Raw genomic sequence first — 13,214 nt, 5'->3', positions numbered from 1 at the left:
CGCAGCCGCCGCAGCGCTTACATGTACATGCCGCCGTTGACGTGCAATTCCTGGCCGGTGACGTAGCCTGCGCCCGCCGATGCGAGATAGGCCACGGCATGGGCGATGTCGCTGGGCTGGCCCAGATCACCCATGGCGATCTGCGATTTCAGGGCATTTTTCTGCTCTTCAGGCAGCTCCGCCGTCATGTCGGTGGCGATGAAGCCCGGAGCCACGCAATTGACCGTGATGCCGCGGCTGCCCAGTTCACGGGCCAGCGCACGCGTCATGCCGGCAACGCCGGCCTTGGCAGCTGCATAGTTGGCTTGACCGGGGTTTCCGGAGGCACCAACGACGCTGGTGATGTTGATGATGCGTCCGAAGCGCTGCTTCATCATGGGCCGAATGGCCGTACGGCTGACTCGGAAAACCGCCTTGAGATTGGTGTCGATCACCGCATCCCAGTCATCGTCCTTCATGCGCATGGCCAGGGTGTCGCGCGTGATGCCGGCATTGTTGACCAGCACATGCAGGCCACCGTCATTCTTGACGATGCTGTCGATCAGGGCATCGACGGCGGTCACGTCCGTGACATTGAGGTTCACGCCACGGCAGCCTTCATGGGCCGACAGGGCCTGGCTGATCTTCTCGGCACCACCATCGGTGGTGGCCGTGCCGATCACGCGGTAGCCGCGTGCTGCCAGCTCCTGGGCAATGGCGGCACCGATGCCGCGCGAGGCACCCGTCACCAGGGCAACCTGGGGCTTGTTCTGGTTGTCAGTCATGCGAGGGATTCTTTCACGTCGGCCAGCGTGGCCGGGTCATAGAGGGCAGCGGCCGTCAGGTCCGCGTCAATCCGCTTGGTCAGGCCCATCAGCACCTTGCCGGGACCGCACTCGACGAGGTGGACGACGCCGCGGGCCTTCATGGCCTGAACGCATTCCACCCAGCGCACCGGGCCGAAGGCCTGGCGATACAGCGCATCGCGAATGGCGTCGGCATCCTGCTGCACAGTCACGTCGATGTTGTTGAGCACTGGGATGCGCGGCGCAGCCAGCACGGTGGCAGCCAGCGCCGCCTTGAGCTTTTCGGCCGCAGGCTTCATCAGGCTGGAATGGAAAGGCGCCGACACCGGCAGCGGCAGCGCACGTTTGGCGCCTGCGGCCTTGAGGGCCTCGCAGGCCTTCTCGACAGCCGCCTTGCTGCCGGCAATCACGGTCTGCGAGGGGTCGTTGAAATTCACGGCCTCGACGACTTCCGCACCACCCAATGCCGCCGTGACTTCTGCGCAGCCTGCGCGCACCTTGTCGGCATCCAGCCCCAGGATGGCAGCCATGGCACCGGTTCCCACGGGAACGGCCTCCTGCATGGCAGCCGCGCGCAGCCGCACCAGCGGCGCAGCCTGGGCCAGGGTCAGCACACCTGACGCGACCAGGGCCGAGTACTCACCCAGCGAGTGGCCCGCCACAACGTCGGGCAGCGCGCCGCCTTCGGCCTGCCAGACGCGCCAGGCAGCCACACCGGCCACCAGCATCACGGGCTGGGTATTGGTGGTGAGCGCCAGAGCTTCCTTCGGCCCCTGCTGGATCAGCTGGCCGATGTTTTCGCCGAGGGCATCGGAGGCTTCGACCAAGGTCTGGGCCACGACGGGATGGTCACCCCATCCGTCGAGCATGCCTACCGATTGCGAACCCTGACCAGGAAAGACGAATGCAAACTTCTTCATGATTTTCAAAAATAAAGGCCGCGCCATGGGCACCTGCCCTCAGGCAGGCATCCCGCATCACATCTTGAGAAGTACCGCGCCCCAGGTGAAGCCGCCGCCAACACCTTCCAGCAGCACGGTCTGACCGGGCTTGACCTGGCCACTGCGCACGCCGTGGTCCAGCGCCAGGGGGATCGAGGCAGCCGACGTGTTGCCATGCTGGTCCACCGTCACCACCACCTTGTCCATGGACAGCTTGAGCTTGCGCGCCGTGCTTTGCATGATGCGGATATTGGCCTGATGGGGGATCAGCCAGTCGATGTCGGCATCGGTGAGCCCTGCCTTGTCCAGCGTGGCGCGAGCAGCCTTCTCCAGCACGCCGACCGCCAGCTTGAACACGGCCTGCCCATCCATCTTCAGCAGCGGATCACCGAGGATCTGGCCACCGGAGACATTGCCTGGCACGCACAGGATGCCGACATGCTTGCCGTCGGCATGCAGGTCGGAAGCCAGGATGCCTGGCTGCTCGGACGCCTCCAGCACCACGGCTCCGGCACCGTCACCGAACAGCACGCAGGTCGTCCGGTCGTTGAAGTCCAGGATGCGGCTGAATACTTCGGAGCCCACCACCAGCGCGCGGCTCGCAGCGCCGGACTGGATCATGGCGTCGGCCACGGTGAGGGCGTAGACAAAGCCGCTGCATACGGCTTGCACATCAAAGGCCGCACAGCCATTGGCGCCGAGCTTGTTTTGCAGGATGCATGCCGTGGACGGGAAGACCATGTCCGGCGTCGATGTGGCGACGATGATCAAATCGATATCCTGCGGCTGGCAGCCGGCGGCTTCCAGCGCCTTCTTCGATGCCTCCAAGGCCAGATCGCTGCTGGCCACTTCTGGCGCGGCAAAGTGTCGGGCATGGATGCCGGTGCGCTCGACGATCCACTCGTCCGAGGTCTCGATTCCGCGCTGGGCCAGTTCGGCTGCCAGATCGTGATTGGTGAGTCGGCGGGGTGGCAGGTAACTGCCCGTGCCGGTGATGCGTGCGTAGCGTCTCATCTGTATTAGGGCGCCGACGGTCCCGATTCCGACTGCGCAGCCAGCAACAGAGGCAGGGCTGCGGAGATACGGGTACGGACACGGTCGAGCAGGTTGTTGCGGGCCGCATCATACGCGCGCTTCAGCGCGTGCTCGAAAGCCAAGGCATCGGCCGATCCATGGCTTTTGAAGACCAGCCCGCGAAGGCCCAGCAGCGCCGCGCCGTTGTAGCGGCGATGATCCACGCGCCTCATCAAAGCAGTTAGCACCGGATAGGCAACGATGGCCGCCATTTTGGTGAAGATGTTGCGCTTGAACTCCTGCTTGAGGGCATTGGAGATCATGGACGCCACGCCCTCGGAAGACTTGAGAGCCACGTTGCCCACAAAGCCATCACAGACCACGACCTGGGTCGTGCCCTTGAAGATGTCGTTGCCTTCGACGTTGCCGTAGAAATTCAGATGACCGGCCTTGCCGGCCGCGCGCAGCAGTTCGCCAGCGCGCTTGATGACCTCGCTGCCCTTGATCTGCTCCTCGCCAATGTTGAGCAGACCCACCGAGGGTGCCTCTTCGTTGTTCAGGGCAGACACCAGGGCCGAGCCCATGACGGCGAACTGCAGCAGATGCTCGGCCGAGCAGTCCACATTGGCACCCAGGTCCAGCACCGTGGTGGCCTCGCCCTTGGCATTGGGCAACTGGGGCGCGATGGCAGGGCGATCAATGCCATCGAGTGTCTTGAGCAGGTAGCGCGAGATGGCCATCAGCGCACCCGTGTTTCCAGCCGACACAGCAGCGGCAGCCGCGCCATCCTTGACTTGCTGGATGGCGATGCGCATGGAGGAATCCTTCTTCCTGCGCAGCGCCATCTCGATCGGATCATCCATGCCGACCACTTCCGAGGCCGGCACCACACTGGCGCGCTCATGCGCAAAGCCAGCCAGCGCATCGGGCTGGCCAACCAGCAGCAGCCGGGCATCGGGGTGGGAATCGAGGAACTGGCGGCACGCCGCAAGCGTGACGCGGGGGCCGTGATCACCCCCCATGCAGTCAACGGCCAAAGTGATCATGTGCGACTGGCAAGCCTGTTGCAAGGCCTGGAAAGATAGGAGCAACCATCAGAAAAAACAAAAGCCCGCGCTACGAAAACTGTAGCCGCGGGCCCTGCGGGAACGGTCGAAGATCAGGCTTCGGACTTGTTCTTCAGCACTTGACGGCCGCGGTACACGCCGTTGGGGCTGATGTGGTGACGCAGATGGGTTTCACCGGTGGTGGGTTCCACGGCAATGCCAGGCACATTCAGTGCGTTGTGCGAACGGTGCATACCGCGCTTGGAGGGGGACTTCTTGTTCTGCTGAACAGCCATGATGGCTCCTGTGTATCTGAAAAGGGTTGGTAAAAAACGCGATCAGCCCATTAAAGACACGAGGGGGTTTCGCGCGAAGCCCTTGATTATAGCGCAATCGCTTTTCCCGGCCTCGGCCTTTTTTCCGGACATCGCAATCAGTCGGCTGACTTGCCCACATCCAGCCCGCGCAGCACGGCAAATGGATTGGGCTTGTCCTCGATGGCCTGCTCGAAGTCTGCGTCGCTGGACTGCATGCTCACCGGCTCGGGGCAGCTGTCGTGGCGTGGCACCACGGGCAACTCCATGAGCAGCTCATCCTCTATGAGTTCAAGCAGGTTGAATTCGCGGCTGAGCACCAGCAGGTCCTCGTCGCTCTCGTCATCCTCGGACTCGGCCGTGGTCTCGTCCGCAACAAAGCGGAAAGACCTATCGACCTGGAGGGAGATGGGTGCCACAGTGAGGCAGCGTTGGCACACCATCGGAACGACAGCATCGGCCTGCAGATGCAGCCAGACCTGGCCCGAACCGCCGGTTTGCTCGACCAGTTCGCCGTCAGCCTGCCAGTGCACCTCGCCGTGCCCATCAGCGGCATCCGGCTGCGCATCCTCGGCCAGACGAGGAAAGGCCGAAAGCGCCGACTGACCCTGGAGATGGCCCGCCGATTGCGCAAAAGCGCGAACATCGAGGCGGGCCGCAGAAAATTCCTTGCTCATGCGGGCAGTGTAAGAGAATCCGGGCATGCAAGCTTCCCACCTCGCCTTAGCCCAGGCTCCCGGCCTGGCACGCCCCCTGATCCTTGGTTCCACCTCACGCTACCGCCGCGAACTTCTGGAGCGGCTGCAACTACCATTCCAGACCGTGCCCCCGGAAGTCGATGAGACACCGCTGACCGGCGAAACACCGCATGCACTTTCGTTGCGACTGGCCCTGGCCAAGGCACAGGCCGTGGCGGCGCTGCACCCGGGCGCCGTCGTCATCGGCTCCGACCAGGTACCCGAGCTGGATGGCATGCCACTGTCCAAGCCCGGCACCCACGAGCGCGCCACCGAACAACTGCGCCAGATGAGCGGGCGCCAGATGAATTTCCACACCGCCGTGAGCGTGGTCTGCCGGGAAAGCGGCTTTGCCGAGACCGATGTGGTCACCGTCCAGGTCCGGTTTCGTGATCTCAACGACGCGGAGATCGAACGCTACCTGCGCGCCGAACAGCCCTATGACTGCGCAGGCAGCGCCAAGAGCGAAGGACTGGGCATCGCCCTGCTGGATGCCATCGTCAGCGACGACCCCACGGCGCTGATCGGCCTGCCGCTGATCCGCACCTGCCAGTTGCTGCGCGCCGCAGGAGCCGTGCTGCCATGAACGATGCTGCAACCCAACCCACCAGAGGAACGCTCTATCTGGTGCCCGCGCCGCTGGACTTCGGCTGCGACGAGCAAACGCCGCTGACGCAGGTCCTGCCCGATGGAACACTGCGCACCGCTGCACGCCTGACCCACTGGATCTGCGAAAACGCCAAAAGCACGCGCGCCTACCTGAAGCGCATTGACGCACTGCACGCCCTGGCCCAACCCTTGCAAGCCCAGCAGATCACAGAACTGCCGCGCGAGGCCCACAAGAAGGGCGACCACGGCGACAAGGGCGCAGCGGTCTTCGATGCCAAGCCACTGCTCGCCCCCTTGCTGCTGGGCCACGACATGGGACTGGTCAGCGAGGCCGGAATGCCCGCCGTGGCCGACCCCGGCAGCTCCATCGTGCGCGCCGCGCATGATCTGGGCATACGGGTCGTGCCCCTGATCGGTCCGGTGTCGTTGCTGCTGGCCCTGGCCGCCAGCGGACTCAACGGACAGAACTATGCCTTTGTGGGGTACCTGCCGCAGGACGCTGGCGGGCGGGTTCAGCGCATCAAGGAGCTTGAAACCCTGGCATTGCGCCAAGGCCAGACCCAGCAGTTCATAGAGACGCCCTACCGCAACGCCGCGCTGTGGCAGGCCCTGCTGCAGACGCTGCAACCCCATACCCGTTTGGCGCTGGCCTGCGGCCTGACACTGGAGAGCGCCCGCATCGAAAGCCGTCTGGTGCGCGAATGGCGCCAGCACAAGGAAGTGCCGGACAACCGCACGCCGGTGGTGTTTTCCATCGGTCGCTGAGACTGTCTTACTCGATGAGCAAAAAAAGCCCGCCTTCCACAAGAAGGCGGGCTTTTTGCATCTTGGCAGACGCCAGGGAAATCAGCGCAGAGACGGAAGGCTGGAGCGCAGCGCCTGAACGGCACCTCCACCGAAGGCCGCGCCAAAACGCTTGGCCAGGCGCTCGGCCACGTTGTCGCGGCGCGTGTAATCCACCACCTCTTCCGCCTTGACCACCTCACGGGCCACGTAGTCAAGACTGCCCAGCTTGTCGGCCAGGCCCATCTCCACGGCCTGCTGACCCGTCCAGAACAGGCCGCTGAACGTCTCGGGCGTCTCGTGCAGGCGATCGCCACGGCCGGCCTTGACCACATTGATGAACTGCGAGTGGATCTGACCCAGCATCTGATGGGCATGGGCGCGCTGTGCTTCGGACATGGGACTGAACGGGTCCAGGAAGCCCTTGTTCTCGCCAGCCGTCAGCAGGCGGCGCTCCACGCCCAGCTTTTCCATGGCGCCCGTGAAGCCGAAGCCATCCATGAGCACGCCGATGCTGCCCACGATACTGGCCTTGTCGACAAAGATCTCGTCGGCCGCGGCAGCAATGTAATAAGCAGCCGAAGCGCAGGTTTCCTCCACCACGGCATACAGGGGCTTGTCGTACTTGCCCTTGAGCCGCACGATTTCGTCATTGATGATGCCGGCCTGCACCGGGCTGCCGCCTGGCGAGTTGATCAGCAGCACGACGGCACGCGAGCCCGAGTCCTCGAAGGCGCTGCGCATGGCGGCCACCACGAATTCCGCGCTGGCGTCGGCGCCTGCAGCGATCTCGCCCTTGACCTCGACCACTGCGGTATGCGGAGAGGAGCTGGTCGTGGTCGCCGTGTCCTTGGCAAACAGCACCCACAGGACCACCAGGATGAGTGCCGTCCACAGCAGGCGGCCGAAGAGGCGCCAGCGGCGCGAGGCGCGCTGCTCGTTGATGGTGGCGAAGACCAGCTTTTCCAGAACGTCCCGCTCCCAGCCGCTCGATGCCGCCGTTCGCGCATCGGCAGCCGCCGCGGCGGGCGTGGCCCGGGCCCACAGGTCCGCACCCGGGGAAGGGTGCGATGCGGAGCCAGGATTTTCCGGGGGTATGGGGGAAGTCATGTCAGAACTCGACGGGTTTCAGGTTATCGGCAGTATGCCAGTGCACCACCCCCGCGCTTTCGCTCAGGGAGATTTTCACCAGGCCGCCACGGCAGGGGCCGCCAGCGCAGGCGCCGCTGTCCGGCGCATAGACCGCACCATGGGTTGCGCACAGCAACCAACGCCCGGAATCATCGAAAAAGCGGTCTGGCTGGTAGTCCATCTCCATGGCCACGTGCGTGCAGCGGTTCAGATAGGCATGCGCCTGTCCCTCGAAGCGGATGGCGAATGCGCGGCAGGCATGCCCCGCGTAGACCACGTCGAAAGGCACGGCATTCGCACCTTCCTGCAAGGCCTCGCTGGCACACAAAACGATGCGATCAACGGTCACCAGCGCACCTCACAAGCATGGATTCCCGCGCTGACGCGGGCATGACGACTCAACCATGGGCCAGCAGCCACTGATGCAAATCCGCAACACTCTGCGCCACATGCAACGGCTGCAGCACGCCAAAGCCGTCGGTGGGATGCGCGCCATAGCCCACGCCCACACTGGCACAGCCAGCATTGCGGGCCAGTTCCAGGTCGTGCGTGGTGTCGCCGATCATCAGCACGCGGCCAGGCTCCACGCCGAATTCGGCCATCAGCTCCTGCAGCATCAGCGGGTTGGGCTTGCCGGCGGTTTCGTCCGCCGTGCGCGAGCTGTCGAACATGCCGCGCAGTTGCGGGTCCTGCAGCGCATCGTTCAGACCGCGCCGGCTTTTGCCCGTGGCCACGGCCAGCAGGTGGCCGCGCTCGCGCAGCGCCGCCAGCATGGGCAGCACGCCGGCGAACAGGCTGATGTCGTCCTGGTGCTTGATGAAATGGTGGCGATAGCGGTTGCCCAGCTCCGGGTATTTCTCGGGCGACACATCGGGCGCCGCACGCGCCAATGCCGGCATCAGCGCCATGCCGATCACATAGGAGGCCGCCTCATTGCTGGGGGGCGTGCCTCCCACATCGGCCACGGCCGCCTGAATGCACTTGACGATCACCGCGGTGGAATCCGACAGCGTCCCATCCCAGTCGAAGGCAATGAGGTCGAAGCGGCGCGCACGGTATATCTCGGAAGAACCAGGAGTTGTCATGTCTGCAAGGAGTCAAATCCGGCGTCAGCCGGCGAAACGGGCCAGCTCCTCGGGAAGCTCGGCGCGCAATTCCACCCGCTCACCACTGGACGGGTGTGTGAACTGTAGCCGCCATGCGTGCAGGAACATGCGTTTGAGCCCCTGTTTCTGCAACCGGCGGTTCAGGTCGAAGTCCCCGTACTTGTCATCCCCCGCAATCGGGTGCCCCTGGCTGGACAGGTGCACGCGGATCTGGTGCGTGCGCCCGGTCTTGATGGTCACCTCCAGCAGGCTCATGGCCGGCAGACCCAGCAGGGGCTGGGGCGCCAGCGTGCTGCGAACGCGCACCAGCGTGACGGAGCGCATGCCGTCAGGATCATCGGCCGTGGTCACCCGCACGCGGCGCTCGCCGTCGGCCTGCAGGTATTTGTGCAGCGGCAGATCAATCACCTTGCGATTGGCAGGCCAGGTGCCCTGGACCAGCGCCAGATAGGTCTTGCCGGTTTCGCGCTCGCGGAACTGGTCCTGCAGATGCGTCAGCGCCGAGCGCTTCTTGGCCACCAGCAAGATGCCGGATGTCTCGCGGTCGAGCCGATGCACCAACTCCAGAAAGCGGCTTTGCGGCCGCGCCTGGCGCAATTGCTCGATGACGCCAAAACTCACGCCCGAGCCCCCGTGCACGGCCACACCGGCAGGCTTGTCGATGGCTATCAGATGCTCGTCTTCCAGCAGACTGGGGAAATCCCTGGCGGGTGCAGGCCGCTCGGCCTTTTCGGCGGCTTTTTCGGAAATGCGCACGGGCGGCACGCGAACGACATCGCCGGTCGAGACGCGGGTTTCCGCACTGACGCGCCCCTTGTTGATGCGCACTTCTCCACTGCGGATGATGCGATAGACATGGGTTTTGGGAACGCCCTTGAGATGGCGTATGAGAAAGTTGTCCAACCGCTGTCCGGCCGAATCGTCATCGACTTCGATCAGCCGCACTGCGGCAGTGGCTGCGTTCAGGGAACGGTCGTCTGCCGGTTTGCCCTCTATAATGTGTTTCACCTGTGCCGAACTATTTATAAGTGGTTGATTCTCATGGAGTTTAGTCCAAACAACCATTTCCCCGCACAGGCAGGTCGATGCCATCCGGTGTCATGCACGCGAAACAGCAGGAAAAGATGGCCTGCGAAGTTCGTCGTTGCATCGGTTGTGGCTGACGAATTGAAACACTGATACGGAATCTCAAGCTGGCAGAAGGGGTCGGACCCGGCGTCCGCCGCTGCCAGCGGATCAAAAGCGAGCATGTGGATCTTTTGGGCATGGATGGTCACGCTGTGGAGCAGGAAAACGCCTGCGCCCAGGATCATTGCCGCCCCCAAGCCTCCCGCCTGCCCTGCACGTGCAGCAGCTTCGCTTGAAGCTGGACGGCGTGCCTCTCTCATCGCTCTCGTCCCCCTGCCCTTGCCCCCATTGCTGACTTGAGCCAGGTCTCAAGAAGCAAGGCATTCGGCGATTCCTTTCGTTTCAATGCGTCAGTCCGGCATCTCGGCTCCCTCGCGAGCCTGTCTTTGATTACAAGTCAAAGGCGTGACGGTCTGGCAGCAGAGGCTGCACCCCGGCGCGCCCCAGAGAAAACGAATAAAGGAAACGCATCATGAAACGGATGCTCATCAACGCCACGCAGTCGGAAGAGCGGCGCCTTGCCATCGTCGATGGACAAAAGCTCCTCGACTACGAGATCGAGATCGAAGGACGCGAGCAGCGCAAGGGCAACATCTACAAGGCCGTGGTCACGCGCGTGGAGCCCAGCCTTGAGGCCTGCTTCGTCGACTACGGCGAAGACCGCCACGGCTTTCTGCCCTTCAAGGAAATCTCCAAGCAGTATTTCGCCGAAGGCGTCTCGCCCAGCCAGGCCCGCATCAACGAAGTCATCCGTGAAGGCCAGGAACTGATCGTCCAGGTCGAGAAGGAAGAGCGCGGCAACAAGGGCGCGGCCCTGACCACCTTCATCTCGCTGGCCGGCCGCTATGTGGTGCTGATGCCCAACAACCCGCGCGGCGGTGGCGTCTCGCGCCGCATCGAGGGCGAGGACCGTGCCGAACTCAAGGAGGCGATGGACCAGCTCGAGTACCCCAAGGGCATGTCCATCATTGCGCGCACCGCCGGCATCGGCCGCACCGCGCCCGAGCTGCAGTGGGACCTGAACTACCTGCTCAAGCTGTGGAACGCCATCGATGGCGCAGCCAAGTCGGCCAAGGGCGCCTTCCTGATCTACCAGGAATCGAGCCTGGTGATCCGCGCCATCCGCGACTACTTCAACGGCGACATCGGCGACATCCTCATCGACACCGACGACATCTACGAGCAGGCGCAGCAGTTCATGCAGCACGTCATGCCCGAGCATGCCGCCCGCGTCAAACGCTACCGTGACGATGCCCCCCTGTTCAGCCGTTTCCAAATCGAGCACCAGATCGAATCGGCCTACGCGCGCACCGTGACCCTGCCCTCGGGCGGCGCCATCGTCATCGATCACACCGAAGCCCTGGTCTCCATCGACGTGAACTCGGCCCGCGCCATCAAGGGCGGCGACATCGAGGAAACCGCCACCCGCACCAATCTGGAAGCCGCCGACGAAGTCGCGCGCCAGATGCGCCTGCGCGACCTGGGCGGCCTGATCGTCATCGACTTCATCGACATGGAGGAGAGCAAGAACCGCCGCGAAGTCGAGAATCGCCTGCGCGACGCGCTGCGCCAGGACCGTGCGCGCGTGCAGTTCGGCACCATCAGCAAGTTCGGTCTCATGGAAATGAGCCGCCAGCGCCTCAAGCCCGCCCTGTCCGAAGGCGCGCACATCAACTGCCCGCGCTGCGGCGGCTCCGGTCATATCCGCGATACGGAAAGCTCTGCGCTGCAGATCCTGCGCATCATCCAGGAAGAGTCCATGAAGGACAACACGGCCGCCGTGCACTGCCAGGTGCCCGTGGAAGTGGCCAGCTTCCTGCTCAACGAAAAGCGCGGCGAGATCACCAAGATCGAACTCAAGCAGCGCGTCAACGTGATCATGGTCCCCAACAAGTCCATGGACACGCCGCACTACAAGCTCGAGCGCCTCAAGCACGACGATGCGCGCCTGGAAAGCATGGAAGCCAGCTACAAGCTGGCCGAAGAGCTGGACACCGAAACCACGGTGACACGCCGCTCGCAGGAGCCCACCAACAAGCAGACACCCATGATCAAGGGTGTGCTGCCGGACATGCCGGCTCCCATTGCCGAGCCTCGCCCCGAAGGCAGCCGCAACCGCCCGGCCAACGGCCAGCAGCGCGACGCCAAGCCTGCAGCCACGGCGGCAGCGCCCGCACCGGCCGCCGCCCCCGTCGTGGTCCGCGAACAAGGCTTCTTTGCTTGGCTCAAGAGCCTGTTCGGCTTTGGCGCGGCACCTGCGCCGGTCGCAGCGCCCGTGCCGGCTGCCGAAGCCCCCGCACGCGAAGGTCGCCGTGACGGCCGCAACGACAGCCGTGGCCGCCGCAACGAACGCAATGGCGAGCGTGGTGGTGAGCGCACCGAGCGCAGCGGTGAGCGCGCAGGCGCCCCCAACGCCGAGCGCCAGGCTGGCGGTGGCGATCGCAACCGCCGCAATGCCGAGCGTGGCGAGCGCACGGAACGCGGTGAACGTGGTGAGCGCCCGGATCGTGGCGAGCGCGGTGAACGCACCGACCGCGGCGAACGCCGCGGCCGTGGCGAGCGCAGCCGCGACGGCGAAAACCGCCAGCCGCTGGAGGCCGTGAACGCCTCCGCAGCCCTGGCGGCAGATGGCAGCACCCTCGAGCAGCGTCCCGAGCGCGCGCCGCGTGGCGACCGCCAGGAGCGCGGCGAAGGCCGCCGCGAGCGCGGTGAACGAGGCGAGCGTGGAGATCGCGCCGAACGCGGTGAACGCAGCGAGCGCCAGCCCCGTCAGTTCGAAGTCGCGCCCGAGTCCGAAGAAAAGCTGGACAACCAGGCCCAGCAGCAGGACCAGTCCCTGGACAACGCTGCTCCCGCCTCCGGCGAAGAGCAGCCGCGCCAGCGTCGTTCGCGCGACCGCTACGGCCGTGACCGCCGCGAGCGTGGCGATCGCGGTGACCGTGCAGAGCGCGCGCCGCGTGAAGCCGAAGGCGAAGCCGTGCAGTCCTTCGAGGCCTCCGTGCCCGAGCAGGACCAGCAGCCAGCCCGTCGCAGCTACTTCAACGCCGCCAACTCTGCTGCCGAAGTCCAGGCCCCCGAAGCCGTGGCCGAAGCCACAGTGGCCGCACAGCCTGCGGCAGTTGTGGAAGTGCAGCAACCCGTCGCGGTGCCCGAGCAGCAGAGCGCGGCCTTCGCGCCGGTCGCACCGGCCCCTGTGGCGGCCCCTGCCGTGACGGCAGACGTGCCAGCACCTGCTGCACCTGCCGCTTCTGCTGCTTCTGCCGCAGCCGAGCCCGCTGCAGCCAAGGCCTCTGAGGCAACCGCAGAACGCGGCCTGCCCAAGGTCCAGGCCTACCAGTTGCCCGTGTCCGAGCTGCAGGCGCTGGCCGCCGCCTCGGGCCTGCAATGGGTGGGCTCCGATGCCGACAAGGTGGCCGCTGCGCAGGCAGCCATCGCGGCCGAACCGCAGCCCGAGCGCGTCGTGCGCGAGCGCCCGCCCATGGTCGTGCTGGATGATGGTCCTCTGATCCTCGTGGAAACACGCAAGGACCTGAGCGACCTGCAGCTGCCATTCGAGCAGCAACCGCAGGGCGTGGCCCATGTCTGACCACAGACAGTGACGACACAGGGGCCCTCGCGGC

The 13,214-nt window shown here is 64.9% G+C and carries 13 protein-coding genes; 3 read left to right on the top strand and 10 right to left on the bottom strand.

What is annotated here, in order from left to right; all coding sequences use genetic code 11:
- Nucleotides 1-17: 17 nt before the first annotated feature.
- The 6 genes from fabG to ACRSCF_RS06960 form a co-directional block, all read right to left on the bottom strand.
- Entirely contained in the window at nt 18-764 is a 747-nt protein-coding gene (gene fabG, locus ACRSCF_RS06985; protein ID WP_016447794.1) for a 3-oxoacyl-ACP reductase FabG, read from the bottom strand.
- Complete coding sequence (gene fabD / locus ACRSCF_RS06980; protein WP_026062373.1) at nt 761-1,705, bottom strand: ACP S-malonyltransferase; 945 nt, start codon at nt 1,703-1,705, stop codon at nt 761-763. Before fabD ends, fabG begins: the two co-directional genes overlap by 4 nt.
- 57 nt (nt 1,706-1,762) lie before the next feature.
- On the bottom strand, nt 1,763-2,740 hold the full coding sequence (locus ACRSCF_RS06975) for a beta-ketoacyl-ACP synthase III (protein WP_016447796.1): 978 nt from the start codon (nt 2,738-2,740) through the stop codon (nt 1,763-1,765).
- A 5-nt stretch (nt 2,741-2,745) separates the two neighbouring features.
- Entirely contained in the window at nt 2,746-3,786 is a 1,041-nt protein-coding gene (gene plsX / locus ACRSCF_RS06970) for a phosphate acyltransferase PlsX (RefSeq protein WP_016451174.1), read from the bottom strand.
- 113 nt (nt 3,787-3,899) lie between these two features.
- Entirely contained in the window at nt 3,900-4,082 is a 183-nt protein-coding gene (gene rpmF, locus ACRSCF_RS06965; RefSeq protein ID WP_012207072.1) for a 50S ribosomal protein L32, read from the bottom strand.
- Nucleotides 4,083-4,219: 137 nt separating this feature from the next.
- Nucleotides 4,220-4,777 (bottom strand): YceD family protein, encoded by a 558-nt coding sequence (locus ACRSCF_RS06960; RefSeq protein WP_034363818.1) that lies wholly within the window; start codon nt 4,775-4,777, stop codon nt 4,220-4,222.
- A 25-nt stretch (nt 4,778-4,802) separates the two neighbouring features.
- Between ACRSCF_RS06960 and ACRSCF_RS06955 the strand changes: the two genes are divergently transcribed.
- Both ACRSCF_RS06955 and ACRSCF_RS06950 read left to right on the top strand, forming a co-directional pair.
- Nucleotides 4,803-5,423, top strand: coding sequence for a Maf family nucleotide pyrophosphatase (locus ACRSCF_RS06955; protein ID WP_034363821.1), 621 nt, complete (start codon nt 4,803-4,805; stop codon nt 5,421-5,423).
- The gene (locus ACRSCF_RS06950; RefSeq protein ID WP_034363822.1) at nt 5,420-6,211 is read left to right on the top strand and encodes an SAM-dependent methyltransferase; all 792 of its coding nucleotides are present in this window, start codon (nt 5,420-5,422) and stop codon (nt 6,209-6,211) included. Before ACRSCF_RS06955 ends, ACRSCF_RS06950 begins: the two co-directional genes overlap by 4 nt.
- Nucleotides 6,212-6,292: 81 nt before the next feature.
- Here ACRSCF_RS06950 and ACRSCF_RS06945 read toward each other — a convergent pair whose 3' ends face one another.
- From ACRSCF_RS06945 to ACRSCF_RS06930, 4 genes are read right to left on the bottom strand one after another with little or no spacing between them, the layout of a single operon-like run.
- Complete coding sequence (locus ACRSCF_RS06945; protein WP_016451171.1) at nt 6,293-7,339, bottom strand: S49 family peptidase; 1,047 nt, start codon at nt 7,337-7,339, stop codon at nt 6,293-6,295.
- Nucleotide 7,340: 1 nt separating this feature from the next.
- Nucleotides 7,341-7,709: a Rieske (2Fe-2S) protein gene (locus tag ACRSCF_RS06940; protein ID WP_016451170.1), complete on the bottom strand. Its 369-nt coding sequence runs from the start codon at nt 7,707-7,709 to the stop codon at nt 7,341-7,343.
- A 49-nt stretch (nt 7,710-7,758) separates the two neighbouring features.
- A complete protein-coding gene (locus ACRSCF_RS06935; protein WP_016451169.1) occupies nt 7,759-8,445 on the bottom strand; it encodes an HAD family hydrolase in 687 nt (228 codons plus the stop codon).
- A 24-nt stretch (nt 8,446-8,469) separates the two neighbouring features.
- Nucleotides 8,470-9,531 (bottom strand): RluA family pseudouridine synthase, encoded by a 1,062-nt coding sequence (locus tag ACRSCF_RS06930; protein WP_026062977.1) that lies wholly within the window; start codon nt 9,529-9,531, stop codon nt 8,470-8,472.
- A gap of 535 nt (nt 9,532-10,066) precedes the next feature.
- Between ACRSCF_RS06930 and ACRSCF_RS06925 the strand changes: the two genes are divergently transcribed.
- On the top strand, nt 10,067-13,180 hold the full coding sequence (locus ACRSCF_RS06925; protein ID WP_034363825.1) for an Rne/Rng family ribonuclease: 3,114 nt from the start codon (nt 10,067-10,069) through the stop codon (nt 13,178-13,180).
- The last annotated feature ends 34 nt before the right edge of the window (nt 13,181-13,214 follow it).

Source organism: Delftia sp. 11MD (assembly GCF_050907895.1).
Classification (GTDB): domain Bacteria; phylum Pseudomonadota; class Gammaproteobacteria; order Burkholderiales; family Burkholderiaceae_C; genus Comamonas; species Comamonas tsuruhatensis.
This window is presented reverse-complemented; position numbering and strand designations above follow the sequence as displayed.